Source organism: Amycolatopsis methanolica 239, assembly GCF_000739085.1.
GTDB classification, from domain to species: Bacteria; Actinomycetota; Actinomycetes; order Mycobacteriales; family Pseudonocardiaceae; genus Amycolatopsis_E; species Amycolatopsis_E methanolica.
Window position 1 is genome coordinate 1,007,221 of record NZ_CP009110.1, and the last position, 24,637, is coordinate 1,031,857.

A 24,637-nucleotide genomic window follows, 5' to 3' on the forward strand; every position below is an offset into this window, starting at 1 on the left:
CTCCGGCGAGTCGAGGCGGGGGTGCCTCGGGTGGGGCGCGCTACTGCGGATGCGGTAGCTTTCCCGTCCAATTGTAACCGGTACGGTCCCGGCCTCGGCATTTCGGCCCGGTGTGTCCACGTTAGATTCGTCTCCTCGCAACGGCGGTACGCTCACGGCCGTGACACGAGAGATCAGCGAAGGCGTCGTCGACCTGCTCGGGGTCATCGCCTATGGCGAATTGTCCGCGTTCGACCGGATGGCGGAGGACGCGCGGAAGGCGCCCACCCTGTCCGGGCGCGCCGCGCTGTCGGCGATGGCGGCCGCCGAGATCGGGCATTACGAAATGCTGGCGAAGTTCCTCGCCGAGCACGGCAGGCGTGTCGAGGACGCGATGGCGCCGTTCGTGGCCCGGTTCGACGCCTGGCACGCGTCCACCGCGCCCAAGTCGTGGCTGGAATCGCTGGTCAAGGCCTACGTCGGGGACGGGCTGGCGGCGGACCTCTACCGCGAGGTGGGCAGCTGGCTGGACCCGGAGACCAAGGACCTGGTGGTCACGGTGCTCGCAGACACCGGGCACTCGGCGTTCGCCGAGCGGGAGGTCGCCGCGGGCATCGAGGCCGACCCCAAGACACGCGACAAGCTGGCGCTGTGGGGGCGGCGGCTGCTCGGCGAGGCGCTCACCCAGGCGCAATACGTGGTCGCCGAGCGGGACCCGCTGGCCGAGCTGATCGTGTCCGGCTCGGGCGACCTTTCGGGAATCGCCGGGCTCTTCCGCCGGTTGCAGCAGGGGCACACCAAACGGATGCAGGTGCTCGGGCTGGGCTAGCCTGGGCGGTGGAGTACGTGGCAGAACCAGTCGGAGGTAGCAGGTGGAGGTCAAGATCGGCATCAAGGACACCCCGCGTGAGCTGGTGGTGTCTAGTGGCCAGTCCGCCGAGGAGGTCGAGAAGCTGGTCGCCGACGCGCTGAAGACCGAGGACGGCCTGTTCAGCCTCACCGACGAGAAGGGCCGCAAGTTCCTGGTCCCGTCGGACCGGATCGCCTACGTCGAGATCGCGCCCTCGGACGTGCGCCGGGTCGGGTTCGCGGTCGGTTCGTGAGTCTTCGCGCGTGAAAGAAGGGCGCCCACCGGCTGGTGGGCGCCCTTCTTTCATTCCGCCAGTTCGGCGAGTGTCTTCGGCACCGTGAACGGCGGTGTGCTCGTGCCCAGGATGCGGTAGCGGCCCCACGGGTCGGGGTCGGACAGCTCGCCCGTGGCGGAGCCGTCCGGGGTGCGGATCTCGCCCTTCTTCTTCCGGCCGCCGCACAGGGTGTCCAGTTCGGCGTTCGGCGCGATGCGGCCGTACCAGCGGTAGTAGCCGTCGATGGGCTGGAAGTGGCCTCGCAGCTCCACCTCGACCGGCACCTCGGCGCCCTCCACCACCACGGTCGCGGGACCGGTGTAGCCGTCTTCGTCGTCAGCTGACATCCGTCTCCTCCTTCGGGCGCACCCGTCCGAGCTGGACGATCTTGTTCTCCTCCAGCGGCTTGTTCGGGTCGATCGTGACCCCGTGCTGGCGGGCCAGCCCGTCGATGGCGGCCCAGATGATCTGCGTCAGGTACTCCACGACGCTGTCCCGGCTCATCGACCGGCGCTCCAGCCACCACTCACCGGTGTTCTGGACCATCCCGACGATCCCGTACGCCCACGGCTCGGCCGCGCCGGAGTCCATGTTGAACATCCGCATGTAGTCGCCGAGCAGGGCGGTCAGCGCGGTTGCGATCAGTTCCTTGTCCTCGGCCACCACGTCGGCGTCGGCCGGCTTGCCCGCGAACGAGCCGCGCACCAGCAGCCGGTACAGGTTCGGGTGCTCCTCGATCACGGTGAAGAACGCGTCCAGCGCCATGCGGATCCGCGGCACCGGCGCCAGTTCCGCGTTGATCGCCGGGACCAGGCGCGAGAACAGCAGCTCGGTGCCCCGCTGGCCGAGCGCGTCGTACAGGTCGGCCTTGTCCGCGAAGTGCCGGTACAGCACCGGTTTGGTGACCCCGGCGGCGACCGCCACGTCGTCCATCGCCAGGTCCGGACCGCGCTCGTCCAGCGCTTTCAGCGCCGCCTCGACGAACTCGGCCCGGCGCTCGACCCGGTGCTTGCGCCACCGGTCCCGGCGCGCGTCGCCGGTCGCAGGCTCGCCTGCCGAAGGGTGCTTGCCGCTGCGCTTGACACGATCCGTCACGCGCCTCATGCTACCAGAGGTAACTGTTACCACAGGTTACATAATGTGGGGAGCACGCGATGACGCGAACGCTGGACGACCACGGCCGCGAGAAGACCGCCGACCGGTTGCTGAAGTCCTCGGCCAACAAGTTCTACGACCCCGACGTCGACATCGACTGGTCCGCCCCGCTGGCCGAGGGCAAGCCCTTCCAGCTGGAGCGCCGCAGCTCGCTCTACGGCACGCACCTGTGGGACCGGCTCACCGAGGAGCAGCGGCTCGAACTGGGCAAGCACGAGCTGGCCAGCATCGCCAGCAACGGCATCTTCTTCGAGGTGCTGCTGATGCAGCTGCTGCTCAAGGAGGTCTACAACTCCGACCCGACCACGCGGCACGTGCAGTACGCGCTCGCCGAGATCGCCGACGAGTGCCGCCACTCGACGATGTTCGCGCGCTCGGTCGAAGCCGTCGGCGCGCCGGCATACGGCCCGGTGAAGATCGTGCACCGGCTGGGCAAGCTGCTGCCGTTCATTGGCTACGGGCCCGCGCTGTACGGCTCGATCCTGGTCGCCGAGGAGATCCTCGACCGGATCCAGCGGGAGAGCATGGCCGACGAGGACATCCAGCCGCTGGTGCGCATGGTCAACCGCATCCACGTGCTCGAAGAGGCGCGGCATGTGACCTTCGCCCGCGAGGAGGTCACCCGCGGCATGGCGAAGCTGAACAAGGCCGAGCTGTTCTACCAGCGCTGGCTCATCGCCGTCGTCAGCTTCGCCATCACCCGCAGCCTGATCAACCCGCGCGTCTACAAGGCGGTCGGCCTCAACCCGCGCGAGGCGTGGGAGGCGGCCATGAACAACCCGCACTGGCACGAGACCCTCCGCTGGTCCGGCGAGCGCATCATGGCGTTCCTCGACGACGCCGGTCTCGTCGGCCAGCCGGGCACGTACTGGTGGCGCAAGTCCTTCCTGCTGGGGGCCCGATGACGGCGACGGTCCGTCGGAGGGGGACGGACCGTCGCTTCACCACGAGCGACGGCACCGCCCTCCACGTCGAGCTGTCCGGACCGCGCGACGCCGCGGTCACCCTGGTGCTGGTGCACGCGTGGACGCAGGACCACCTGGAGTGGGACCCGGTCCTGCCGCTGCTGCCGACTGGCGTCCAGGTGCTGCGCTACGACCACCGCGGGCACGGCTGGTCGGAGCCGGCGAAGCCGGGGACGGCGACGGTCGCGCAGCTGGCCGACGACCTCGCCGAGCTGATCGCGGAGCTGGCGCCGGAGGGCAGGCTCGTCCTGGCCGGGCATTCGATGGGCGGGATGACCGTGATGGCGCTCGCCGAGCGGCACCCGGAGCTGGTCGAATCACGGGTGGACGGGGTCGTGTTCATCGCCACCTCGTGCTGCGACATGGACCGGCTCACGCTCGGGCTGAACGGGCGGGCCGGCCGGGTGGCCGCGCGCGTCGACAAGACGTTCGGGCGACTGCTGAACCGTTGGGGCGCCGAGCGCGTGCCGATCCCCGCGCCGCTGGCCCGGCCGTCGGTGAAGTGGCTGGCGTTCGGGAAGAAGGTGCGGCGGGCCGACGTGCGGGCGATGACGGAGCAGTTCCTGCGTGCCCACCCGCGCAGCGTCGGCGGCTTCCGGGACTCGATGTCCGACCACGACCGGCGCAAGGCGCTCGCGACGCTGCGGGAGAAGCCGACCGTGGTCATGGTCGGCGACCGGGACAGGATCACGCCGGTGCACCACGCGCGCGTGATCGCCGAGGAACTGCCGGAGGCGGAGTTCGTGCTCTTCCCCGGGGCGGGTCACGAGCTGACCTACGAGCGGACGCGCGAGGTCGCGAAGCGGCTGAGCCGCCTGCTGGAGAACTAGGCGGGCTCGCCTGGCGTGTGCTGGAGCGGGAAGCCGCCGCCGATGCCGCGCCAGGCGAGCGTCGCGGTGAGTGACACCGCCTCCTCGCGGCTCATCGTGCTGTGGTGGGCCAGCCAGAACCGGGCGCTGACCTGGCTCAACCCGACCAGGCCGACCGCCAGCAGGCGCGCCCGGCCCTCGTCCAGGCCCGCGTCGGCGGTGATGGTGTCCGTGATCGCGTTGACGCACTCGGTGGTGGCGCGGTCGACGGCCTCCTGCACGACGGGCTCGCCCCGCAGGTCGGATTCGAAGATCATCCGGAAGGCGCCGGTCTCGCTGGCGACGAAGTCGAAGAAGGCGCCGACGGCGGCCCGCACGCGGAGCTTGTTGTCGGTGGTCGAGGCGAGCGCCTCGCTGACGCGCGCGACCAGCTCGTCGACGTGGTTCTCCAGCAGCGCGGTGTAGAGGTCCAGCTTGCCCGGGAAGTGCTGGTACAGCACCGGCTTGCTGACCCCCGCCTGCTCGGCGATCTCGTCCATGGCCGCCGCGTGGTACCCGTTTGCCGAGAAGACTCGCTGCGCCGCGGCCAGAAGCTGAGCGCGCCGCTCGGTCCGGGGTAGCCGGACTCCCCGCTGTTGCGCCGCCGCAGTCTCCGTCATGCTTTCCTCCCAAAGAACCCGTTCGAGATTACTCGCCGGTATCGCCGAGTCGCCAAGGGCCGGGTGGGTAGGCATCCTGGATTGATGACCGACACCGTCCCGGCTTCCCGGCCGTCCCCGGATCCCGGGGCGCCCAGGGTGCCCGTCACGCGCGTACCGCTGTCCACTCGTGAGTTACCCGAACTCGACCCGAAACTCCCGCCGTGGCCGGGGAAAACCGAGCAGGTCGGCGGCGTGTCGCTGCACGTCCGGCGCACGCCCGGCGCGGCGGACGAGACCGTCCTCTACGTGCACGGCCTGGGTGGGTCGTCGACGAACTGGACGGATCTCGCCGCCCTGCTGGCGCCGACGGCCGGGGGAGCGGCGATCGACCTGCCCGGCTTCGGGTTCTCCGAGCCGGAACGCGCCTTCGATTTCAGCCTCGACGCGCACGCCGAGGTGGTCGCCAGGTTCGCGGAGGGGCTCGGCGCGGGACCGGTGCACCTCATCGGCAACTCGATGGGCGGCGCGGTGTCGCTGCTCGTCGCGGCGCGGCACCCCGAGCTGGTCAAGACGCTGACGTTGATCTCGCCCGCGATGCCGGACCGGCGGCCGGACCCGCGGCGGCTGTCCGACCCGCTGATGGCGCTGGCCTACCTGCCGATCGTCGGCCGCCGCGCCCGGCGCAAGCTCGCCGCCTACACCGCGCACCAGCGGGCCAAGCTGGTCATCAAGCTGTGCTTCGCCGACCCGGACTCCTTCCCCGAGCACCGGATGGCCGAGCTGGTCGAGGAGCACAGCGCCCGCGCCGAGCTGGCCTGGGCGAACGCGGCGATGTCGCGGAGCACGTTCGGGATCTTCCGGACCTGGTTCGCGCGGGGCGCGGCGTCGCTGTGGCGGGTGACGCCCAACGTGACGGCTCCCACGCTGGTCGTGTGGGGCACCGAGGACAAGGTGATCTCGGTCCGCCGGGCGGCGCGGACCGCGAAGCTGCTGCCGCGCGGGCGGCTCCTCGTGTTGCCGCGGACCGGCCACGTGGCGCAGATGGAACGCCCGGTTGTCGTAGCGAAGGCTGTTCTGGGTATGTGGGAGGCGGTCGCCGCCGGTTCGTGGTAGCCCGTTCGAGTTAATGCGAGCCTGCTCCGTGACGGCTTGGTCGCGCGTCGCGTAGCTCTGCGCATGTGGCAATCTGGGAGCCGTGAAGCGGGCGAGCAGCGGCGAGCGTGGCGAAGGACGGCGAGTGCAGTACGCGCCCCCGTCGGGCCGGTCGTCGGTTCGTCTGAGCGAGGACCGCTACCGGCCGCGTGCGCGGCGCGTGCAGGCCGAGCCGCTCGCCGCGTCGTGGAAGCCGCCGCAGGCGCAGCTCGAGCAGGACCCGGAGCAAGCCCGCCGGGAGCGGCGCCGCAAGGGCAAGGTGGGCCGTCTCGTCGGCGCCTACGGCTGGCGCGTGTACGCGCTGCCGGTCCTCGTCGTGATCACCGTCCTGGTGGTGTTCAACACCGCGACGGAGCCGCCGCAGACGAACTCCGCGGCGGAGACCGTCGACGGCGGCGCCGCGCAGGGCGGGGACAGCGCGCTCTCCGAACAACCGGCCACGCCGCGCGACCTCAACATCCCCACTGCCGAGCTGCCGACCGGCGGTGATTTCACGCAGAGCGGCTCCATGGCCTACCACGTCGTCCCGGTGCCGAACGACGGCGTGAGCGGCAAGGAGGCCGGCAGCGGCGGGAAGCTGTACCACTACACGATCGAGGTCGAGAACGGCATCGACGCGGCCAGTTACGCCGGCGACGACGCCTTCGCCAGTGCCGTGGAGCGGACGCTGTCGGACGTGCGCAGCTGGATCGGCACCGGCAAGGTCAAGCTGCAGCGGGTCGGCGCGGACTACCCGGACATTGATTTCCGCGTGAGCCTCACCACCCCGGACACCGCCAAGCGACCGGACGTGTGCGGGTTCAGCATCCCGTTCCCGACCTCCTGCTACTCGCGGAGCTTCGACCACCGCGTGGTGATCAACCTCGCCAGGTGGGTCCGCGGCGGGCTCGCGTTCACCGACCTCGGGATGTACCGGCAGTACGCGATCAACCACGAGGTCGGGCACGCGCTGGGGAAATCGCACGTGGGCTGCCAGGAGAACGGCGCGCTGGCGCCCGTGATGATGCAGCAGACCTTCGGCGTGTCGAACAACTACGTGGCCCAGCTGAACGCGGTCGACCAGTACAACTCGAAGGCCGTGCCTGCCGACGGCAAGACCTGCGTCCCGAACGCCTGGCCGGTGCTGCAGTTCGGCGATTCGGCCCCCGCCGGCTGACCCGGTCCACATCCTGGGACGGCGGGAAGAGTCCGGTCGCGCTCCGTGTTGTGGATACTTGGGGAAGCGACAACGACAGCCGCGCGATTTTGGAGGACCGATGGCAGGCACGCTGCCGCCGCTCGTGGAGCCGGCGGCCGAACTCACCAAGGAAGAGGTGGCCCGCTACAGTCGGCACCTGATCATCCCGGATGTCGGGATGGACGGGCAGAAGCGGCTGAAGAACGCGAAGGTGCTGGTCATCGGCGCGGGCGGCCTCGGCAGCCCCGCGCTGCTGTACCTCGCCGCCGCGGGCGTCGGCACGCTCGGTGTCATCGACTTCGACGTCGTCGACGAGTCGAACCTGCAGCGCCAGGTCATCCACGGCCAGTCCGACATCGGCAAGCCCAAGGCCGTCTCGGCCAAGGAGTCGATCGCCGAGATCAACCCGTTCGTCAACGTCATCCTGCACACCGAGCAGCTGACCACCGCGAACGCGCTCGACGTCTTCCGCGGCTACGACCTGATCCTGGACGGCACGGACAACTTCGCGACCCGTTACCTGGTCAACGACGCCGCCGTGCTGCTGGGCAAGCCGTACGTGTGGGGTTCGATCTTCCGGTTCGAGGGCCAGGTCAGCGTGTTCTGGGAGGACGCGCCGAACGGTCAGGGCCTGAACTACCGCGACCTCTACCCCGAGCCGCCGCCTCCGGGCATGGTCCCCTCGTGCGCCGAGGGTGGCGTGCTGGGCGTGCTGTGCGCCTCGATCGGCTCGATCATGGTGACCGAGGCGATCAAGCTGATCACCGGCATCGGCGAGCCGCTGCTCGGCCGCCTGATCAGCTACGACGCGCTGGAGATGAAGTACCGCGAGGTCAAGATCCGCAAGGACCCGGAGACGCCGAAGATCACCGAGCTGATCGACTACGAGGCGTTCTGCGGTGTCGTGTCGGACGAGGCGCAGCAGGCGGCGTCGGGCAGCACCATCACCCCGGCGGAGCTGAAGGCCAAGTTCGACGCGGGTGAGAACTTCGAGCTCATCGACGTCCGCGAGCCGCACGAGTACGAGATCGTGAACATCAAGGGCGCCAAGCTGATCCCGAAGGACCGCATCCTGTCGGGTGAGGCGCTGGCGGAGCTGCCGCAGGACAAGCCGATCGTCCTGCACTGCAAGTCGGGCGCCCGCTCGGCGGAGGCGCTGGCGGCGCTGCACCGGGCCGGGTTCAAGGACGCCACGCACCTCGGTGGCGGCGTGCTCGCCTGGGCGCGGCAGATCGACCAGAGCCTGCCGACGTACTGAGTGGTTTCTGACTGAAGAAGGCCCATCGCGGGTTCGCCGTGGTGGGCCTTTTTCGTCACGTCAGGCGATGTCGTCGACCACCGTCGTTGACGGTCACGCGTGCGGCGATCGTGCCGCGACTGGCGAACGAACCCGCGCTACCTGCTCCGCCCGGTCGTCTTCCCGGCCGCGGAACCCACCGCTTGAACGCGCGAAAAACGTCGTCGTCCCGGGGTAATCTCGGGCGGTGCCCGACGGTCCGAGAGCAGGTCAGCCACCGGCGACTGTCCTGATGGCGTTCGGCCTCCAGCACACCACCCCCGAGCCGCTGCCGGGCGGCCGTGCGCACCGCTGCGGCGACACCGTCCTGACCCCCGTGCGGGACCGGCCGAAGGCGCTCTGGCTCGCCGGCACCATGCACGCCCTCGACGTCCCCGACCTGCGCATCGCCCGGCCGCAGCGGGCCAGGGACGGGCGGTGGATCGTCGCCGGGTGGGCGGCCCGCCGCTACCTCGACGGCGCGCCTGAGCACCGGCACGACGAGATCATGCTCGCCGCCCTCAAGCTGGCCCGCGCCCTCGACGGCCTGCCGCGCCCGAGGCACCTCGCCGCGCGCACCGATCCGGACGGGATCGCCGACCGCGTCGCGTGGGGTGAGGCCGAGGTGCCGGTCGACGAGGCCAAGGGCGGCCGCTGGTTCGAGGTCCTCGCGGTGGCGCGAAGACCCGTGGGGCTGCCGGACCAGGTCGTGCCGGGCGACCTCTTCGGCGCCGTCCTCTTCGACGGTGACGCCCCGCCCGGCATCGTCGACTTCGACCCGTTCTACCGGCCCGCCGAATGGGGCGCCGCGGTCGCCGCCGTCGACGCGGTGGCCTGGGGCGACGCCGCCCCCGACTTCCTGCAGCGCTGGTCCCACCTGCCGGAATGGCCCCAGCTCCTGCTGCGCGCCGTGCTGTTCCGGTTGGCGGGCAACGCCCTCAGCCCCCGCGCCACGGCCGCTTCCCTGGACGGTTTGCGTGCGGCCGCGGCCGCGGTGAGTGAGATCCTGTAGCGCCCGTCACTTCTCACCGGGTATCCCCCGAAATGCCGTAGCAATGTCAGACGCCTGAAACATTCGGGAGTTTTCAGGTAACACGCCGTTCCTACCGTCTCTGGGCAGAGGCGGAAGGAGGTGCGCGTGACGCTCACCGCGGAACCCCAGGTCAAGGTGGCCACCCACTGTCCCTACTGCGCCCTGCAGTGCGGGATGAGCCTGTCCGGCACCGCCGTCGCACCCCGCGAGTTCCCCACCAACGGCGGCGGCCTGTGCCAGAAGGGCTGGACCTCGGGCAGCCTGCTCACCACCCCGGCGCGGCTGACCACGCCGCTGGTCCGGGTCGACGGCGAGCTGGTGCCCGCGACCTGGGACGACGCGCTCGACCTCGTCGCGCGCCGCATCGCCGAGGTCCAGGCCGAGCACGGCCGGGACGGGGTCGCCCTGTTCGGCGGCGGCGGCCTCACCAACGAAAAGAGCTATCTGCTCGGCAAGTTCGCCCGCGTCGCGCTGGGCACCTCGCAGGTCGACTACAACGGGCGGTTCTGCATGTCGTCCGCGGCGGCGGCGGGCAACAAGGCGTTCGGCCTGGACCGCGGGCTGCCGTTCCCGCTGACCGACGTGGGCGGGGCGGACGCGGTCCTGCTGATCGGCGCCAACCCGGCCGAGACCATGCCGCCGTTCATGCAGCACCTGCGCAAGGCCATCGACACCGGTGGGCTGGTCGTGGTCGACCCGCGCCGCACGCCGACCGCGGACCAGGCGAGCCTGCACCTCGCGCCCGCGCCGGGCACCGACCTCGCGCTGGCGCTGGGCATCCTGCACGCGCTGGTCGCCGAGGGCCGGTTCGACCGCGACTACGTCGAGCGGCGGACCCGCGGCTTCGACGCGGTGTGGCAGATCGCGGCCGGCTGGTGGCCCGAGCGCGTCGAGCGGATCACCGGTGTCGCCGCCGCCGACCAGCGCCGCGTCGCCACCCTGCTGGCGAACGCCCGTAACGCCTACATCCTCACCGCGCGCGGCACCGAGCAGCACGCCAGCGGTTCGGACACCGTGAGCGCCTGGATCAACCTGGCGCTGGCGCTCGGCCTGCCCGGCCGCGAAGGCTCCGGCTACGGCTGCCTCACCGGCCAGGGCAACGGTCAGGGCGGGCGGGAGCACGGCCAGAAGGCCGACCAGCTGCCCGGTTACCGCAAGATCGACGACCCGGCCGCCCGCGAGCACGTCGCGCGCGTGTGGGGGGTCGACCCCGCCGAGCTGCCCGGACCCGGCCGCTCGGCCTACGAACTGCTCGACGCGCTGGGCACCGAGACCGGCCCGAAGGCGATGCTCGTGTTCGGCAGCAACGTCGTGGTGTCGGCGCCGCGTTCGGCGCACGTCGCGGACCGGTTGCGCAGCCTGGACCTCCTCGTCGTCGCGGACTTCGTGCTGTCCGAGACCGCCGCGATGGCCGACGTCGTACTCCCGGTCACGCAGTGGGCCGAGGAGAGCGGCACGATGACGAACCTGGAGGGCCGCATCCTGCTGCGGCGGAAGGCGATCGACCCGCCCGCCGGGGTACGCAGCGACCTGGAGGTCCTCAGTGGACTCGCGCAGCGCCTCGGCCAGCCCGCTGGACGCTTCCCGGTCGAGGCGAAGACGGTGTTCGCCGAACTCCGCGAGGCTTCGAGGGGCGGGCTCGCGGACTACTCCGGCGTCACCTACGAGCGCCTGCACGACGGCGAGGCCCTGTACTGGCCGGTGACCGGCGCCGAGCACGCCGGGACGCCGCGGATGTTCCTGGACACCTTCGCCCACCCGGACGGCCGCGCGCGGTTCGTCCCGGTCGAGCACCGCGGCCCGGCCGAGCCGACCGACGACGAGTTCCCGCTGATCGCGACCACCGGCCGGGTGCTGCAGCACTACCAGTCCGGGGCGCAGACCCGGCTGGTCGGCGAGCTGAACGACGTGGTGCCCGAGGCCTACGTCGAGGTGCACCCGGACACCGCCGCCCGCGCCGGACTGGCCGACGGCGACTGGGCGCGGGTGGTCTCCCGGCGCGGGGAGACCAGCGCGCGGGTGCGGTGCGTCGCCTCGATGCGGCCGGACACGGTGTTCCTGCCGTTCCACTTCCCCGGCGCGCAGCGGGCGAACCTGCTGACCAACCCCGCCCTGGACCCGACGAGCCGCATGCCCGAGTTCAAGGTGTGCGCGGTTCGCCTGACCACGAAGGACGGTGCGGAATGACCCGCAAGGTGGTGGTGCTGGGCTACGGCATGGCCGGGGCCCGGCTCGCCGACGAGATCCGGGCCCGCGATCCGGAAGGCACCCGCGTCACGCTGACCGTGATCGGCGAGGAGCCGCACGCCGCGTACAACCGCGTCCTGCTCTCCGCCGTCGTCGCCGGCACGATGCGCCCGGAGATGGTCCGCTTGCACGACGCCGGCTGGGCGGCCGCGCACCACGTCGACCTGCGCACGGATGTCAAGGCCGAGCACATCGACCGCGCCGCCCGGCGGGTCCGGCTCAGCGACGGGTCCACTGTGGACTACGACGCGCTGGTGCTGGCCACCGGCAGCCGCCCGTGGCTGCCGGCGGTGGAGGGCCTGACCCTGGACGACGGGACACCCGCGCCGGGCGTGGTCACCTTCCGCACGCTGGACGACTGCGACCGCATCCTGGACGCGGCCAAGGCCGGTGCGCTGGTCGCGGTGCTCGGCGGCGGGCTGCTCGGCCTGGAGGCCGCCCGCGGCCTGGCCGGTCGCGGCAACCTGGTGACCGTCGTGCACCCGGTCGGGCACGTGATGGAACGGCAGCTCGACGCCGGCGCCGGTGCCGTGCTGGCCAAGGCGCTGGGCGAGCTGGGCATCGACTTCAAGCTCGGCGCCGGCGCGGCCCGGTACCTGCCGGGCGACGGCCTCAAGCTCGACGACGGCAGCAAGGTCCACGCCGACCTGCTCGTCGTCAGCACCGGTGTGCGGGCCGAGACCACGCTGGCCGTCGAGGCCGGTCTGGAGGTCGACCGCGGCGTCGTGGTCGACGACGCGCTGCGCACCAGCGACGGCCGAATCCACGCGATCGGCGACTGCGCCCAGCACCCCGGCACCGTGTCCGGCCTCGTCGAGCCTGCCTGGCAGCAGGCCAAGGTGCTGGCCGACCTGCTGACCGGTGCCGACGTGTCCGCGCGTTACCGCGGCACGCAGGTGATCACCAAGCTGAAGGCGCGCGGCATCGACCTCACCGCGCTCGGCGACGTGCACACCGACGCCGCCGGCCCGGACGCCGAGGTCGTCTGCCTGACCGACCCCACGCGGGGCCGCTACGCGAAGCTCGTTGTCCGCGAGGAGCGGGTGGCGGGGGCGATCCTGCTGGGTGCGCCGGACGCCGCCGCGAACATCACGCACCTGTTCGACCGGGGTGTCCCGGTTCCGGAAGACCGGCTCGCCGTCCTGCTCGGGCGCGCGCTGCCGGGCGGGGCGACCGTCGCGTCGAGCCCCGCCGACATCCCGGCGGCCGCCGTCGTCTGCCGGTGCAACTCCGTGACCAAGGGCCGGCTGGTCGAGGCATTCCGCGCCGGGGCCACCGACGTCACCGAACTCGCGTCCGTGACCAGAGCGACGACCGGATGCGGCAGCTGCCGCGACGCCGTGTGCGGCATCGCCGACTGGCTCGCGACCACCGCCTAGACCTTTCCGCATTGAAGGAGCAGGGATGAGGACGACCGCCAGCGACACCACCGCGCCCAGCGGGCGCAAGCACTGGATCGCGCACTGGGAGCCCGAGAACGAGTCGTTCTGGGAGAGCACCGGCAAGAAGATCGCCAACCGCAACCTGTGGTTCTCGATCTTCTCCGAGCACATCGGCTTCTCCATCTGGACACTGTGGTCGGTCATGGTGCTGTTCATGGGGCCGCAGTACGGGTTCTCGGCCGCCGACAAGTTCCTGCTGACCTCCACGCCGACGCTGGTCGGTGCGCTCGCGCGGCTGCCCTACAGCTGGGCGGTGGCGAAGTTCGGCGGTCGCAACTGGACGATCGTCAGCGCGCTGCTGCTGCTGATCCCGAGCATCGGCGCCGCGATCGTGATGGAGCCCGGCACCCCGCTGTGGAGCTTCCTGATCGTGGCGGCGCTGGGCGGTGTCGGTGGCGGCAACTTCGCGTCCTCGATGACCAACATCAACGCGTTCTTCCCGGAGAAGGCCAAGGGCATGGCGCTCGGCCTGAACGCGGGCGGCGGCAACCTGGGCGTCGCCGTGATCCAGCTCCTCGGCCTGCTGATCGTCGCCACCGCCGGCACCGGCGCGCCGCGGATCATCCTGTACATCTACATCCCGCTGATCGTCGTCGCGGCGCTGTGCTCGGCGCTGTTCATGGACAACATCGCGTCCGTAACGAACGACAAGAAGGCGATGCGGGAGATCATCGGTGATGCCCACACGTGGGTGATGTCGTTCCTCTACATCGGCACGTTCGGCTCGTTCATCGGCTACAGCTTCGCCTTCGGCCTGGTGCTGCAGAACCAGTTCGGCCGCACGCCGCTGCAGGCCGCCGCGGTCACCTTCCTCGGCCCGCTGCTCGGCTCGTTCTCCCGCCCGGCCGGTGGCTGGCTGGCGGACAAGCTCGGCGGCTCGCGCGTCACGTTCACCACGTTCGTCGGCATGGCGGCGATGACCGTCATCCTGATCATCGCGTCGAACACGCAGTCGCTGGCGTTGTTCACCACCGCGTTCATCGTGTTGTTCGTGCTCACCGGGGTCGGCAACGGCTCCACCTACAAGAGCATCCCGGCCATCTTCCGCACCAAGGCCAAGGCGGCGATCGCGGCCGGCGCGGACGAGGCGGCCGAACTGCTCAAGGCCCGCAAGCGCTCCGGCGCCCTGATCGGCCTCGCCGGCGCGATCGGCGCGCTCGGCGGCCTGTTCATCAACCTGGCGTTCCGCCAGTCCTTCTTGGACACCAAGAGCGGTGTCCCGGCGTTCGTCGGGTTCCTCGTCTTCTACGGGATCTGCTTCGTCCTCACCTGGGCCGTGTACCTCCGCAATTCGGACGCCCTGGTGAGCGAGCGCGGCCTGGCTCTGGCCGGCGTCCGCGTCTGAAGCAAGAGAAAGCAAGCAGGAGGTTTCGGTAATGCGCACACTCGTCGTCGTCGGGAACGGCATGGTGAGCCATCGACTGGTGGAGGCACTGCGGGCCGAGGACACCGAGGGCGCCTGGCGGGTAGTCGTGCTCGCCGAGGAGCCGCGCCCGGCCTACGACCGGGTGGCCCTGACCTCCTACGTGGATGGCTGGGACGTCCAGGCGCTCACCCTGTCCGGTTCGGACTACGCGGGTGACGACCTCGTCGAGCTGCGGCTGGGCGATCCGGTCACGTCCGTGGACCGGGCGGCCAAGAAGGCGACCACCGCGTCCGGCCACGTCCAGGCCTACGACGCGCTGGTGCTGGCCACCGGCTCGCGGCCGTTCGTGCCGCCGGTGCCCGGCCACGACCTGCCGGGCTGCTTCGTCTACCGCACGATCGAGGACCTGGACGCGATCCGGGCCGCGGTCGAGCACGCGAAGGCGACCAAGCGCGGCCGCGCCGCGGCGATGGTCGTCGGTGGTGGCCTGCTCGGGCTGGAGGCGGCGAAGGCCCTGCGGGACATGGGCCTGTCGCCGCACGTGGTCGAGATGGCGCCGCGGCTCATGCCGATCCAGGTCGACGACGGCGGTGGCCGGCTCCTGCGCAAGCTGGTCACCGACCTCGACCTGACCGTCCACACCGGAACATCGGCGGAGAAGATCGAGCAGGACGGCGACCGCCTGTTCACCAAGCTCACCAACGGCACCGAGCTGGACCTGGACCTGGTGGTGTTCTCCGCCGGTGTCCGCCCGCGGGACGACCTGGCCCGCTCGTCCGGTCTGGCGGTCGGCGAGCGCGGCGGCATCATCACCGACCTGGCCTGCCGCACGAGCGACCCGGACATCTGGGCGGTCGGCGAGTGCGCCGCGGTCGAGGGCCGCTGCTACGGCCTGGTCGCGCCGGGCTACACGATGGCCGAGATCGTCGCCGCGCAGCTGCTCGGCCGGGCCGGCGAGTTCCCGGGCACGGACCTGTCCACCAAGCTCAAGCTGATGGGCGTGGACGTGGCCAGCTTCGGCGACGCGCACGCCACCACGGAGAACTCGGTCGAGGTCGTGCTCTCCGACGCCGTCGGCGGGTACTACAAGAAGCTCGTGGTGTCCGAAGAGGACGCGGACGGCAAGCGCCTGCTGCTGGGCGGTGTCCTGGTCGGCGACGCGAGCGCGTACAACCTGCTCCGGCCGCTGGTCGGCAGCCCGCTGCCAGCCGACCCGGCCGCGATGCTGGGCCCCGAGGGCGGGTCCAGCGTCGTGGGTGTGGACGCGCTGCCGGACGAGGCGCAGATCTGCTCGTGCAACGCGGTCAGCAAGGGCGCCATCACCAGCGCCATCCACGACGAGGGCTGCGACAGCGTCGCGAAGATCAAGGGCTGTACCAAGGCGGGCACCACCTGCGGTTCGTGCGTGCCGATGCTCGCCAAGCTGCTGGACGCCTGCGGGGTCGAGCAGTCCAAGGCGCTGTGCGAGCACTTCGCCTACTCGCGCCAGGAGCTGTTCCAGATCCTCAGCGCCACGCGCATCACCACGTTCGGTGAGCTGATCGCCAAGCACGGCACCGGCGCGGGCTGCGAGATCTGCAAGCCCGCGGTGGCCTCGATCCTCGCCACGCTGGACACGACCGACCGCGACGGCGGGCACGTGCTGGCCGGCGAGCAGGCCACGCTGCAGGACACTAACGACCACTTCCTGGCGAACATGCAACGCAACGGCACCTACTCGGTGGTGCCGCGGATCCCCGGCGGCGAGATCACCCCGGCGAAGCTCAAGGTCATCGCCGAGGTCGCCGAGGAGTTCGGCCTCTACACCAAGATCACCGGCGGGCAGCGGATCGACCTGTTCGGCGCGACCGTGGACCAGCTGCCGCACATCTGGCGGCGGCTGGTGGACGCGGGGATGGAGTCCGGCCACGCGTACGGCAAGTCGCTGCGCACGGTCAAGTCCTGCGTCGGCTCGACCTGGTGCCGCTACGGCGTGCAGGACAGCGTCGGACTGGCTGTGGAGCTGGAGCTGCGCTACCGCGGCCTGCGCTCGCCGCACAAGCTCAAGGCCGGGGTTTCCGGCTGCGCCCGCGAGTGCGCGGAGGCCCGCGGCAAGGACTTCGGCGTGATCGCCACCGAGAAGGGCTGGAACCTCTACGTCGGCGGCAACGGCGGCGCCCTGCCGCGCCACGCCGAGCTGCTGGCCTCCGACCTGGACAAGGACACGCTGATCACCTACATCGACCGGTTCCTGATGTTCTACGTCCGCGCCGCCGACCGCCTGCAGCGCACCGCGCCGTGGATCGAGGAGATGGACGGCGGGCTGGACCACCTGCGCGCGGTGATCGTCGACGACAAGCTCGGCATCTGCGAGGAGCTGGACGCCGCGATGGCCAAGCACGTGGAGAACTATGCCGACGAGTGGCGCGGCGTGCTGGAGGACCCGGAGAAGCTCGCCCGGTTCACGTCGTTCGTCAACGCGCCGGGCACGCCCGACCCGACCATCTCGTTCCGCGCGGAGCGAGAGCAGAAAGTGCCCGTCCTGCTGGGTGTCCCGGAGGTGGTTTCCCGATGACCGCGGTGGAGGAGAAGCGCGCCACGGAGGTGGTCGAGATCTGCCGGTTCGACCGGTTGATCCCCGGCCGCGGGGTGGCCGCGCTGCTGCCCGGCGGACGGCAGGTGGCGATCTTCCGCACCGTCACCGACGACGTCTTCGCGCTGTCCAATGTGGATCCGTTTACCAAGGCCGCCGTGCTGTCCCGCGGGATCATCGGCGACGTCAAGGGTGTGCCGCACGTCGCATCGCCCATGCTGAAACACCGTTTCGAGCTGGCCACGGGCTACTCTCTGGAGGACGAAACGGTGGCTGTGCGGACGTATCCCGTGCGGGTGACCGAGGGCATGGTGTACATCCAACCATGATCGATTCCTCCGGAATCCTCCCGCTCGCCGGTTTCGCGGTGGGCATCACGGCCGCGCGCCGCGCGGACGAGCTCGGCGCGCTGCTGGTGCGCAAGGGCGCGACCGTGCGGTACGGGCCGGCGATCCGGATCGTGCCGCTCGCCGACGACACCGAGCTGCACGCCGCGACCGTGCGGATGCTGGAGGAGCCGGTGGACGTGGTCGTGGCGACCACCGGCATCGGGTTCCGCGGGTGGGTCGAGGCGGCCGAGGGCTGGGGCCTCGGCGAGGCGCTGGTCGGCCAGCTCGGCAAGGCATCGCTGCTGGCCCGCGGCCCGAAGGCGCGCGGTGCGATCCGCGCGGCCGGGTTGTCGGAGATCTACTCGCCCGCCTCGGAGAGCAGCGCCGAGCTGCTCCAGCACCTGCTGGAGTCCGGTGTGGAGGGTCGGCGGATCGCGGTGCAGCTGCACGGCGAGCCGTTGCCGTACTTCGTGGAGTCGTTGCGGGAGGCCGGGGCCGAGGTCATCGAGGTGCCGGTGTACCGCTGGGTCGGGCCCTCCGACCCGGGGCCGCTGGACCGGCTGATCGACGCGGTGCTGGACGGTTCGGTGGACGCGCTGCCGTTCACCAGCGCCCCGGCCGCGGCGAGCGCGCTGGCGATGGCCAAGCGCACCGGGCGCCTCGCGGCGCTAGTGGAGGCGTTGACGCACCGGGTGCTGGTCGCGTGCGTCGGGCCGATCACCGCCGCCCCGCTGGCGGCCGTCGGGATCCCCACGGTGCAGCCGGAGCGGGCGCGGATCGGCGCGCTGGCGCGGACCGTGGCGCAGGCGCTCGTCGAGCGGTCGCCCAAGCTGTGCGCGGCCGGGCGGCTCATCGAGCTGCGCGGACAGGCGGCCATTGTGGACGGTCAGCTGTGCGAGGTGGCGCCCGCGCCGATGGCGGTGCTGCGGGCGCTGGCCCGCGAGCCCGGACGGGTGGTGTCCCGCCGGGAGCTGACGTCCGCCCTGCCCAGCGGCGGTGAGGAACACGCGGTGGAGACCGCGATCGGGCGGCTGCGCACGTCGCTCGGCGAGGGGAAGCTCGTGCAGACCGTGGTGAAGCGCGGATACCGGTTGGCGGTGGAACGGTGATCGTGCTGGCAGCGCATGGAACGCGGGATCCGCAGGGCGCGCGGGTGATCGAGGAACTGGCCGACCGGGTGCGGGCCGAGACGCCCGTGCCGGTGCGGGTGGCCTACGCCGACGTGCGGCAGCCCGACGTCACCACGATGCTCGACGCGGTGCGTGGCTACCAGGCGATCGTCGTGCCCGCGTTCCTGGCGGCCGGCTACCACGTGCGCACCGACATCCCGGCGCAGATCGCCGCGAGCGGGCACCGCAACGTCCTGCTGGCCGGCCCGTTCGGGCCGGCGCCCGAGCTGGTCGGCGTGATGCGCGACCGGCTGGAGTGGGCGGGTTACCGCGCGGGTGACGCGGTCGTGCTGGCCGCGGCGGGCTCCAGCGATCCGCGTGCGCTGGCCGAGGTGCGGGTCGCCGCGGATGCGCTGGGCGCGTTGCTGGGCGTGTCGGTGCAGGTGGGTTACGTCGCGACGGCGCGGCCCTCGATCGCGGACGCGGTCGCCAGGGCGCGGGGCTGCGGGCGGCGGGTGGCGGTGGCGTCGTGGCTGCTCGCGCCGGGGCGGTTCCAGCGGAAGGTGCTGGAGGCGGGCGCGGACGTGGTGGCGGACCCGCTCGGCGTGCACCCGGACGTCGTCGACCTGGTGCTGGCCAGGTACCAGCAGGCGCAGCGGCAGCTCGCGGTCGCCGCCTGACCCTTGTGGTTCTCTGGTTGAAACAGTAGTTTCTGTTTCCGTGATGCGTTACACGAACCGGGTCGTTCTGATCACCGGTGCCGGGCAGGGGCTCGGCCGGGCCATGGCACACCGGTTCGCCGATGTGTCCGATCCGGAGCAGGTCGACTCCTGGGTCGCGGAGGCGCTGTTCGAGTTCGGGCGGATCGACGTGCTGGTCAACAACGCCGGCGCGATCCGCGACAACCGGCTGGAGCGGATGACCGACGACGAGCGGGACGCCGTGCTGAACGTCAGCCTGCGCGGCATGTTCAACTGCAGCCGCGCGGTGTTCCCGGTGATGAAGCGGCAGGAGTACGGGCGGCTGCTGTCGTTCTCGTCGATGTGCTGGCGCGGCGACTTCGGGCAGGTCAACTACTCCGCGGCGAAGGCAGGCGTGGTGGGGATGGCACGCGCGATCGCGCCCGGGCTCATCGCGACCCCGATGCTGGCGTCGATGGGCGAGCGGGCGCGGGCGAAGCGCGCCGCGCGGGTGCCTGCCGGGCACATCGGCGGCCCGGAGGACATCGCGGAGGCCGCGGCGTTCCGGTGCTCCGAGGCGGCCGGGTACGTGACCGGGGTCGTGCTCGACGTCGACGGCGGGATCGGCATTGGCGGCGCGTTGCGCTGATCTCACAGGTGGTTCGCAGCGTCCGCTCATCACGCACCCAGCCGCCGGGACGACAGTCGTTCGCGTAAGGAACTTCCCGGCGAGAGAAGACGCGATGACTTCCGACGGTTTCCCCACCCCAGGCAGGCCGGCCACCGGTCCGGCCGGGCAGGGCGGAGCGGGCGCCACCGCCGCCCCCACGGTGACGCCCGCCCCGCCCGCCGATCCGGCGACGGGCCGGCCTGTTGATGATGAGACTGCGGTGCACCGGGCCGTTACGGGTGCTGCCCACGCGCCTGGTGGCGCTCCGCCCACCGAATCCGCGGCGGGCTGGCCCGCCGATGAGGACACTGCGGTGCACCGGCGGATCCCCGCTGATGCGGCCGATCCCCGCGATGGCGGGCAGACTGCCGTGCACCAGGCCGTTCCGGCCGCGCATCCGGCGGTCCCGGGCGGCGCGCCCGGTCGGCCCGTTGATGATGCGACCGCGGTGCACCCCGCCGTTCCGGGGGCGGCACAGGCGCCTGGTGGCGTTCCGCCCACCGGCGCCGGTCCCCGCGCTCCCGCGACGTGGGGCGGCACCCCGCCGGGCAAGCGCACGGGCGGGCGTCAGCTGTCCCTGGGCATCGCGAGCATCGTGGCCGCCGCGGCGCTCGTCGTCGGTGGCAGCGCGGGATTCGTGATCGGCCATTCGAGCAGTTCCAGCCAGACGCCGCCGGGCATGGGGCAGCTGGACGGCGGCGCCCCGCCCGGCCTGGGCACCGGCTCCGGGCAGGGGCAGACCCAGTCGTCCTGATCCGTGGCGGCCCGAGCACTGGAGGTACTCATGGGGCTCCGCACGTTCGTCATCCTGGCCGTGATCGCGGGCTGCCTGATCGCGGCGTTCACCAAGCGGTCCCGCCGCCCGGGTGAGCTCACCGACGCCGAGGCGCGGGCCAGGCGCTGGGTCGAGCGGCTCGACGGTCAGATCACCGCGCTCGACGCCGGCGCGAACACCGCGGCGAAGCAGGCGCTGGCCGACGCGTCCGAACGGCACACCGCCGCCTGGTCGCAGCTGTCGCAGGCCACCACGCCGACGCAAGTCGCGCTCGCCGGGCAGACCGCGATCGAGGGCCTGCACTACATCCGCGCCGCGCGGACGGCGCTCGGCCTCGACCCGGGGCCCGAGGTGCCCGCGCCCGGCGGGGAGGCGGTGACCGCGCCGCAGCGGATGACGGTCGGCGGGCAGGAGCACCACGCCTCGCCCCGCCCCGGGGACGCCACGCTGTACCACTACCCGGGCGGCACGGTGGGCGGGCGCGCGGTGCCCGCCGGGTGGTACAGCACGCCGTGGTGGAAGACGGCGCTGGTGGCGGGCGCGGCGGGCGTCGGCGGAGCCATCCTGGCCGAGGAACTCCTCGACGGCTGCCACCACCACGGCGACTTCTTCGGCGGCGGCTTCGACGGCCTCGGCGACTGGTTCTAGAAGGCCGCGCCGCGGGTGCGTCAGCCCCAGCTCACCCGCAGATCCGCGAACCCCCGCGCCCGCGCCACGCGTTCGGCCTCCTCTTCCGCCGCCGTCCGCGTGGCGGGCGGCAGGGGGTCGAAGGCGGTGATCGCGAAGTCCAGGCGCTTGCGGCCGCTGCCCTTCGTCCGCCACACGCCGGCCACCTCGCCGCCCGCGAGGAGCGCTCCGGGGTTGCCCAGGATCTTCCAGACCTCCTTCTGCCGCGCCCGGTCCGGCACCAGCACCGCCCGGTCCCGCGACTGCAGGAACGGGTCCCACGGCGGCAGCAGCCGCGCCAGGTCGGGCGCCGGCGGGTTCTCCAGCGCGGCCACATCGCCGGAGGACAACCACACCTCGCGCCCCGCGAAGCGCACCGGCGTCAGGTCCTCCGGCCACATCCGCTTCGCGATCGCCGTCTTCGTGCCGACGAAATCGGCCGCTTCCTTGGGCGTCGCCGGGCCGTGCAGGTGCAGGTAGTCCCGGACGACGGCCGTCGCTGCCTCAATATCCGGTGTGGTCCGCATCCGCGGGCGCCCCGCCAGCGGCGCGAGCGCCGTGGGCTGCGCGCCGGCCTCCAGACGCACCCCTCCGTGGATCGCCGCCAGCCGCATGAGCTGCTCCAGGATGTGGGTGGCCTGGCAGCCGCGGCACCAGTACGACAACCCGTCCGGGATGATCTTCGTGACGGCCTCGCTCACCGCGCCCTTGGTCATCACCCGCGTCACGACTTTGCGGATCGCCCGCGCCGCGGTGAACAGGCCGTCCACCGCGCTCATCCCGGCCGCCTCGACCTGCTTGCGCTGCCAGCCCATCCGCGCCATCGCGTCGTCCTCGTCGAGCGGGACCAGCGCGGCGGTGACCCGGCCGATCTCGTCCGCGCGGTGGAAGTGCGGCGCGCCGCGGTGCGTCCACGCCAGCACGAACCGTGGATCCTCCACAAAGGACTCTTCGGTGACCGGGCCGGGCAGTCTCGCCGCGAGGGCGATCGCCGCCGTGTCCCGCTGAGTGCTCTGCACGCCGAGGTCGAACACGGCAAGCCCGCCGGGGTCTGCGATGTCGCGGTGCAGACCCTGCGCCGCGATCCGGTGGGCGAGCACCTGCTCGCGGTCGACGTCGAGCATCACAGCCGGTGGTCGAAGGTGTAGTTCACGGTCTCGCTCACCCCTCCGATCGTCCCGGTGCCTGACAGCCCGGCCAGCTCACCGGTGCCCGAGCCCTCGACGACGGTGAACGTGCCCCGGATGCCGTCCGCGCCGTAGGCCACGTCGTGCCGGATGACGAAACTGCCCTTGCGGCCGTCCACGCTGCCCTCGATCCGCTCGAACCCCGGCGCCGTCTGCGGGCTGCCGGTGTAGCCCTCGCCCGGGTAGTACAGCAGGTAGTCGCAAGCGGATTCGCCCTCGATCAGCCCGGAGTAGGTGAACGTGGCGTGCGCGTGGGCGTACCGGGGCCCGTCCTCGGGGCCGCTCACGACCTTCTCGTCCCAGGTCCGCATGGTGAAAGTGTTGGTCATGGCTCCAAGTCTGACCCCCTTGCCTGACACCTTCTGTCAGGTTTTCCGGCGATACTGGAGCCATGCGCGCGAGCAGGTTGCTGTCGGTGCTGCTGCTCCTGCAGAACCGCGGCCGGATGACCGCCGAGGAGCTGGCGGAGGAGCTCGAGGTGTCGGTGCGGACCGTGTACCGGGACATCGAGTCGCTGTCCGCCGCCGGGGTGCCGGTCTACGCCGAACGCGGCCGGGCGGGCGGCTACCGGTTGCTCGACGGCTACCGCACTCGCCTGACCGGGCTGACCGGGGAGGAGGCGCAGTCGCTCCCGCTGGCCGGGCTGCCGGACGCGGCCGCCGAGCTGGGCCTTGGCACCGTGCTGACCGCGGCGCAGCTCAAGCTGTACGCCGCGCTGCCGGACGAGCTGCGCGGTCGCGCGGGCAAGGTCGCCGAGCGGTTCGTGCTCGACGTGCCCGGCTGGTTCCGCGGCATCGAGAGCCTGCCGCACCTGGCCGAGGTGGCCCAGGCGGTGTGGGATTCGCGGCGTGTTTCCGTCCGGTACCGGCGATGGGACAACAGCGAGACGAACCGGCTGCTGGAGCCGCTGGGGCTGATCCTCAAGGCCGGGAACTGGTACCTTGCAGCGCACTGCGACGGTGCGACCCGGACCTACCGGGTGTCGCGGATCCTCTCGCTCGAACCCGGCGCCGCGTTCGAGCGCCCTGCCGGGTTCGACCTCGCCGCCTACTGGCGGGAGTGGTCGGAGCAGTTCGAGCGGCGGATGTACCCGCGGGTCGCCGTCGTCCGGCTTTCCCCGCTGGGCCGCGAACTCGTACCGTTCTACCTGGGAGCGGTGGGCGCTCGCGCGCTGCGGGAGTGCCGTGCGGTGCCGGACGAAGACGGGTGGTTGCGCGTGGAGTTACCGGTGGAACCCGGCGCCCCGGCGCTCGGGGAGCTGTTGCGGTTCGGGCCCGAGCTGCAGGTGCTCGAGCCCGCCGACCTGCGTGACCGGGTGGCGGCGGCGGTGGGCCGGATGGGTGCGTTCTATGGGTGACTTGAGCGGAGTCACGATCGGGGTGACCGCGGAGCGGCGGGCCGAGGAGTTCATCGGTGCGCTGGAACGCAACGGCGCCACGGTGCGGCACGCGCCGTTGATCCACATCGTGCCGCTGCCCGACGACGCCCGGTTGCGCGCCGCGACCGAGGAGGTCCTCGCCGAGCCGCTGGACGTCCTCGCGGTCACCACCGGCGCCGGATTCGGCGGCTGGATCGAGGCCGCCGAGGGGTGGGGACTGCGCGACGACCTGCTCGCATCGCTGACCAGGGCGCGGGTGTTCGTCCGCGGACCGAAGGGCAAGGGCGCGGTGCGGGGCGTCGGACTCACCGAGGAGTGGGCCGCGCCCGAGGAGAGCAACCGGCAGCTGTTCGGGCACCTCCTGGAGGCCGGTGTCGCCGGCGCGCGGCTGGCGGTCCAGCTGCACGGCACGCCGCTGCCCGAGCACACCGCTCCACTGCGCGAGGCCGGCGCGCGGCTGATCGAGGTGCAGCCGTACCGGTGGGAGTGGCCCGCCGACCTGCACCCGGCGCACGAGCTGCTGGACGGCGTGCTCGACGGCCGGATCGACGCGCTGGCGTTCACCAGCGCCCCGGCGAGCGCGAACATGCTGAACCTGGCCCGGGAACGCGGCGCCTACGACGACCTGGTGCGCGCCTTGCGGGGCGACGTCGTGTGCGCCTGCGTCGGGCCGGTGACCGCCGCGCCGTTCACCGACGCCGGGGTGCCGACCTTGCAGCCGGAGCGGCAGCGGCTCGGCGCGCTGGTCAAGCTGCTGGTGGCGGAGCTGGGCACCTAGGGGGCGGATTTCGTGGCCGCTCCCGGTGATCAACCGGATGTGCCCCACCCGGCCGCTTCCTAGGTTCGGTGCATGGTCAAACCAAGATCGACAATCCGCCGTCTCGCGCTGCTCACCGCCGCCGCCT

At 71.8% G+C, this 24,637-nt stretch carries 25 protein-coding genes; 20 read left to right on the forward strand and 5 right to left on the reverse strand.

Translation table 11 applies throughout. The annotated features are described in order from the left end of the window. Positions 1-160 precede the first annotated feature (160 nt). Both AMETH_RS04995 and AMETH_RS05000 read left to right on the forward strand, forming a co-directional pair. A complete protein-coding gene (locus AMETH_RS04995; protein ID WP_017986955.1) occupies positions 161-808 on the forward strand; it encodes a ferritin-like fold-containing protein in 648 nt (215 codons plus the stop codon). 43 nt (positions 809-851) lie between these two features. Beyond that, positions 852-1,082, forward strand: a complete 231-nt coding sequence (locus tag AMETH_RS05000; RefSeq protein WP_017986956.1) for a DUF3107 domain-containing protein — start codon at positions 852-854, stop codon at positions 1,080-1,082. Between the two features lie 50 nt (positions 1,083-1,132). On the opposite strand, the gene AMETH_RS05005 is transcribed toward AMETH_RS05000, so the two are convergent. Together AMETH_RS05005 and AMETH_RS05010 are read right to left on the reverse strand one after the other, a co-directional pair. After that, on the reverse strand, positions 1,133-1,450 hold the full coding sequence (locus tag AMETH_RS05005; protein WP_017986957.1) for a DUF4873 domain-containing protein: 318 nt from the start codon (positions 1,448-1,450) through the stop codon (positions 1,133-1,135). Then, entirely contained in the window at positions 1,440-2,207 is a 768-nt protein-coding gene (locus AMETH_RS05010) for a TetR/AcrR family transcriptional regulator (RefSeq protein WP_038531887.1), read from the reverse strand. The genes AMETH_RS05005 and AMETH_RS05010 overlap by 11 nt, the downstream gene beginning before the upstream one ends. 50 nt (positions 2,208-2,257) lie before the next feature. On the opposite strand from AMETH_RS05010, the gene AMETH_RS05015 reads away from it, so the two are divergent. Beyond that, positions 2,258-3,163 carry an AurF N-oxygenase family protein gene (locus AMETH_RS05015; protein ID WP_017986959.1) on the forward strand — a complete coding sequence of 302 codons (906 nt, stop codon included), beginning with the start codon at positions 2,258-2,260 and terminating at the stop codon, positions 3,161-3,163. Continuing rightward, a complete protein-coding gene (locus AMETH_RS05020; protein WP_017986960.1) occupies positions 3,160-4,053 on the forward strand; it encodes an alpha/beta fold hydrolase in 894 nt (297 codons plus the stop codon). Before AMETH_RS05015 ends, AMETH_RS05020 begins: the two co-directional genes overlap by 4 nt. Here the strand turns inward: AMETH_RS05020 and AMETH_RS05025 are convergent. Continuing rightward, positions 4,050-4,691 carry a TetR/AcrR family transcriptional regulator gene (locus AMETH_RS05025; protein ID WP_026153824.1) on the reverse strand — a complete coding sequence of 214 codons (642 nt, stop codon included), beginning with the start codon at positions 4,689-4,691 and terminating at the stop codon, positions 4,050-4,052. The two genes, AMETH_RS05020 and AMETH_RS05025, sit on opposite strands and share 4 nt — an antisense overlap. 84 nt (positions 4,692-4,775) lie before the next feature. Here AMETH_RS05025 and AMETH_RS05030 point away from each other — a divergent pair, with 84 nt between their 5' ends. The 14 genes from AMETH_RS05030 (at position 4,776) to AMETH_RS05095 (ending at position 21,149) form a co-directional block, all read left to right on the forward strand. Further along, positions 4,776-5,786, forward strand: coding sequence for an alpha/beta fold hydrolase (locus tag AMETH_RS05030; RefSeq protein ID WP_081617659.1), 1,011 nt, complete (start codon positions 4,776-4,778; stop codon positions 5,784-5,786). Positions 5,787-5,910: 124 nt separating this feature from the next. Further along, positions 5,911-6,981 carry a DUF3152 domain-containing protein gene (locus AMETH_RS05035; protein WP_017986963.1) on the forward strand — a complete coding sequence of 357 codons (1,071 nt, stop codon included), beginning with the start codon at positions 5,911-5,913 and terminating at the stop codon, positions 6,979-6,981. A 100-nt stretch (positions 6,982-7,081) separates the two neighbouring features. Continuing rightward, positions 7,082-8,260 (forward strand): adenylyltransferase/sulfurtransferase MoeZ, encoded by a 1,179-nt coding sequence (gene moeZ / locus AMETH_RS05040; RefSeq protein ID WP_017986964.1) that lies wholly within the window; start codon positions 7,082-7,084, stop codon positions 8,258-8,260. A 226-nt stretch (positions 8,261-8,486) separates the two neighbouring features. Further along, positions 8,487-9,290: a TIGR02569 family protein gene (locus tag AMETH_RS05045; RefSeq protein WP_223843060.1), complete on the forward strand. Its 804-nt coding sequence runs from the start codon at positions 8,487-8,489 to the stop codon at positions 9,288-9,290. 195 nt (positions 9,291-9,485) lie between these two features. After that, positions 9,486-11,498, forward strand: a complete 2,013-nt coding sequence (locus tag AMETH_RS05050; protein WP_085929449.1) for a molybdopterin oxidoreductase family protein — start codon at positions 9,486-9,488, stop codon at positions 11,496-11,498. Then, on the forward strand, positions 11,495-12,937 hold the full coding sequence (locus tag AMETH_RS05055) for an FAD-dependent oxidoreductase (protein WP_017986967.1): 1,443 nt from the start codon (positions 11,495-11,497) through the stop codon (positions 12,935-12,937). The genes AMETH_RS05050 and AMETH_RS05055 overlap by 4 nt, the downstream gene beginning before the upstream one ends. 25 nt (positions 12,938-12,962) lie before the next feature. Then, entirely contained in the window at positions 12,963-14,345 is a 1,383-nt protein-coding gene (locus AMETH_RS05060) for a nitrate/nitrite transporter (protein WP_017986968.1), read from the forward strand. A 31-nt stretch (positions 14,346-14,376) separates the two neighbouring features. Beyond that, positions 14,377-16,920, forward strand: coding sequence for a nitrite reductase large subunit NirB (nirB, locus tag AMETH_RS05065; protein WP_017986969.1), 2,544 nt, complete (start codon positions 14,377-14,379; stop codon positions 16,918-16,920). Then, positions 16,917-17,267, forward strand: a complete 351-nt coding sequence (gene nirD, locus AMETH_RS05070) for a nitrite reductase small subunit NirD (RefSeq protein WP_017986970.1) — start codon at positions 16,917-16,919, stop codon at positions 17,265-17,267. Before nirB ends, nirD begins: the two co-directional genes overlap by 4 nt. After that, positions 17,264-18,376, forward strand: coding sequence for a uroporphyrinogen-III synthase (locus AMETH_RS05075; RefSeq protein ID WP_017986971.1), 1,113 nt, complete (start codon positions 17,264-17,266; stop codon positions 18,374-18,376). Before nirD ends, AMETH_RS05075 begins: the two co-directional genes overlap by 4 nt. Beyond that, positions 18,373-19,056 carry a sirohydrochlorin chelatase gene (locus AMETH_RS05080; RefSeq protein WP_017986972.1) on the forward strand — a complete coding sequence of 228 codons (684 nt, stop codon included), beginning with the start codon at positions 18,373-18,375 and terminating at the stop codon, positions 19,054-19,056. Before AMETH_RS05075 ends, AMETH_RS05080 begins: the two co-directional genes overlap by 4 nt. A 43-nt stretch (positions 19,057-19,099) precedes the next feature. Further along, positions 19,100-19,705 (forward strand): SDR family oxidoreductase, encoded by a 606-nt coding sequence (locus AMETH_RS05085; RefSeq protein ID WP_017986973.1) that lies wholly within the window; start codon positions 19,100-19,102, stop codon positions 19,703-19,705. 469 nt (positions 19,706-20,174) lie between these two features. After that, positions 20,175-20,480: a hypothetical protein gene (locus AMETH_RS05090; protein ID WP_017986974.1), complete on the forward strand. Its 306-nt coding sequence runs from the start codon at positions 20,175-20,177 to the stop codon at positions 20,478-20,480. A 30-nt stretch (positions 20,481-20,510) separates the two neighbouring features. Beyond that, a complete protein-coding gene (locus AMETH_RS05095; RefSeq protein WP_017986975.1) occupies positions 20,511-21,149 on the forward strand; it encodes a hypothetical protein in 639 nt (212 codons plus the stop codon). A 20-nt stretch (positions 21,150-21,169) separates the two neighbouring features. On the opposite strand, the gene AMETH_RS05100 is transcribed toward AMETH_RS05095, so the two are convergent. Beyond that, the gene (locus AMETH_RS05100) at positions 21,170-22,291 is read right to left on the reverse strand and encodes a DNA glycosylase AlkZ-like family protein (RefSeq protein WP_017986976.1); all 1,122 of its coding nucleotides are present in this window, start codon (positions 22,289-22,291) and stop codon (positions 21,170-21,172) included. Continuing rightward, positions 22,291-22,683 carry a DUF3224 domain-containing protein gene (locus AMETH_RS05105; RefSeq protein WP_017986977.1) on the reverse strand — a complete coding sequence of 131 codons (393 nt, stop codon included), beginning with the start codon at positions 22,681-22,683 and terminating at the stop codon, positions 22,291-22,293. Before AMETH_RS05105 ends, AMETH_RS05100 begins: the two co-directional genes overlap by 1 nt. Before the next feature lie 62 nt (positions 22,684-22,745). On the opposite strand from AMETH_RS05105, the gene AMETH_RS05110 reads away from it, so the two are divergent. Together AMETH_RS05110 and AMETH_RS05115 are read left to right on the forward strand one after the other, a co-directional pair. Beyond that, positions 22,746-23,711 carry a helix-turn-helix transcriptional regulator gene (locus AMETH_RS05110; protein ID WP_017986978.1) on the forward strand — a complete coding sequence of 322 codons (966 nt, stop codon included), beginning with the start codon at positions 22,746-22,748 and terminating at the stop codon, positions 23,709-23,711. Continuing rightward, on the forward strand, positions 23,704-24,510 hold the full coding sequence (locus AMETH_RS05115; protein WP_017986979.1) for a uroporphyrinogen-III synthase: 807 nt from the start codon (positions 23,704-23,706) through the stop codon (positions 24,508-24,510). The genes AMETH_RS05110 and AMETH_RS05115 overlap by 8 nt, the downstream gene beginning before the upstream one ends. The last annotated feature ends 127 nt before the right edge of the window (positions 24,511-24,637 follow it).

What these genes read in the sequence shown, in the direction of transcription:
- AMETH_RS05005 (WP_017986957.1), bottom strand. Translation starts at nt 1,450, where the DNA reads ATGTCAGCTGACGACGAAGACGGCTACACCGGTCCCGCGACCGTGGTG.
- AMETH_RS05010 (WP_038531887.1), bottom strand. Translation starts at nt 2,207, where the DNA reads ATGAGGCGCGTGACGGATCGTGTCAAGCGCAGCGGCAAGCACCCTTCG.
- AMETH_RS05015 (WP_017986959.1), top strand. Translation starts at nt 2,258, where the DNA reads ATGACGCGAACGCTGGACGACCACGGCCGCGAGAAGACCGCCGACCGG.
- AMETH_RS05020 (WP_017986960.1), top strand. Translation starts at nt 3,160, where the DNA reads ATGACGGCGACGGTCCGTCGGAGGGGGACGGACCGTCGCTTCACCACG.
- AMETH_RS05025 (WP_026153824.1), bottom strand. Translation starts at nt 4,691, where the DNA reads ATGACGGAGACTGCGGCGGCGCAACAGCGGGGAGTCCGGCTACCCCGG.
- AMETH_RS05030 (WP_081617659.1), top strand. Translation starts at nt 4,776, where the DNA reads ATGACCGACACCGTCCCGGCTTCCCGGCCGTCCCCGGATCCCGGGGCG.
- moeZ (WP_017986964.1), top strand. Translation starts at nt 7,082, where the DNA reads ATGGCAGGCACGCTGCCGCCGCTCGTGGAGCCGGCGGCCGAACTCACC.
- AMETH_RS05050 (WP_085929449.1), top strand. Translation starts at nt 9,486, where the DNA reads ATGAGCCTGTCCGGCACCGCCGTCGCACCCCGCGAGTTCCCCACCAAC.
- AMETH_RS05055 (WP_017986967.1), top strand. Translation starts at nt 11,495, where the DNA reads ATGACCCGCAAGGTGGTGGTGCTGGGCTACGGCATGGCCGGGGCCCGG.
- AMETH_RS05060 (WP_017986968.1), top strand. Translation starts at nt 12,963, where the DNA reads ATGAGGACGACCGCCAGCGACACCACCGCGCCCAGCGGGCGCAAGCAC.
- nirB (WP_017986969.1), top strand. Translation starts at nt 14,377, where the DNA reads ATGCGCACACTCGTCGTCGTCGGGAACGGCATGGTGAGCCATCGACTG.
- nirD (WP_017986970.1), top strand. Translation starts at nt 16,917, where the DNA reads ATGACCGCGGTGGAGGAGAAGCGCGCCACGGAGGTGGTCGAGATCTGC.
- AMETH_RS05075 (WP_017986971.1), top strand. Translation starts at nt 17,264, where the DNA reads ATGATCGATTCCTCCGGAATCCTCCCGCTCGCCGGTTTCGCGGTGGGC.
- AMETH_RS05085 (WP_017986973.1), top strand. Translation starts at nt 19,100, where the DNA reads ATGCGTTACACGAACCGGGTCGTTCTGATCACCGGTGCCGGGCAGGGG.
- AMETH_RS05095 (WP_017986975.1), top strand. Translation starts at nt 20,511, where the DNA reads ATGGGGCTCCGCACGTTCGTCATCCTGGCCGTGATCGCGGGCTGCCTG.
- AMETH_RS05100 (WP_017986976.1), bottom strand. Translation starts at nt 22,291, where the DNA reads ATGCTCGACGTCGACCGCGAGCAGGTGCTCGCCCACCGGATCGCGGCG.
- AMETH_RS05105 (WP_017986977.1), bottom strand. Translation starts at nt 22,683, where the DNA reads ATGACCAACACTTTCACCATGCGGACCTGGGACGAGAAGGTCGTGAGC.
- AMETH_RS05110 (WP_017986978.1), top strand. Translation starts at nt 22,746, where the DNA reads ATGCGCGCGAGCAGGTTGCTGTCGGTGCTGCTGCTCCTGCAGAACCGC.
- AMETH_RS05115 (WP_017986979.1), top strand. Translation starts at nt 23,704, where the DNA reads ATGGGTGACTTGAGCGGAGTCACGATCGGGGTGACCGCGGAGCGGCGG.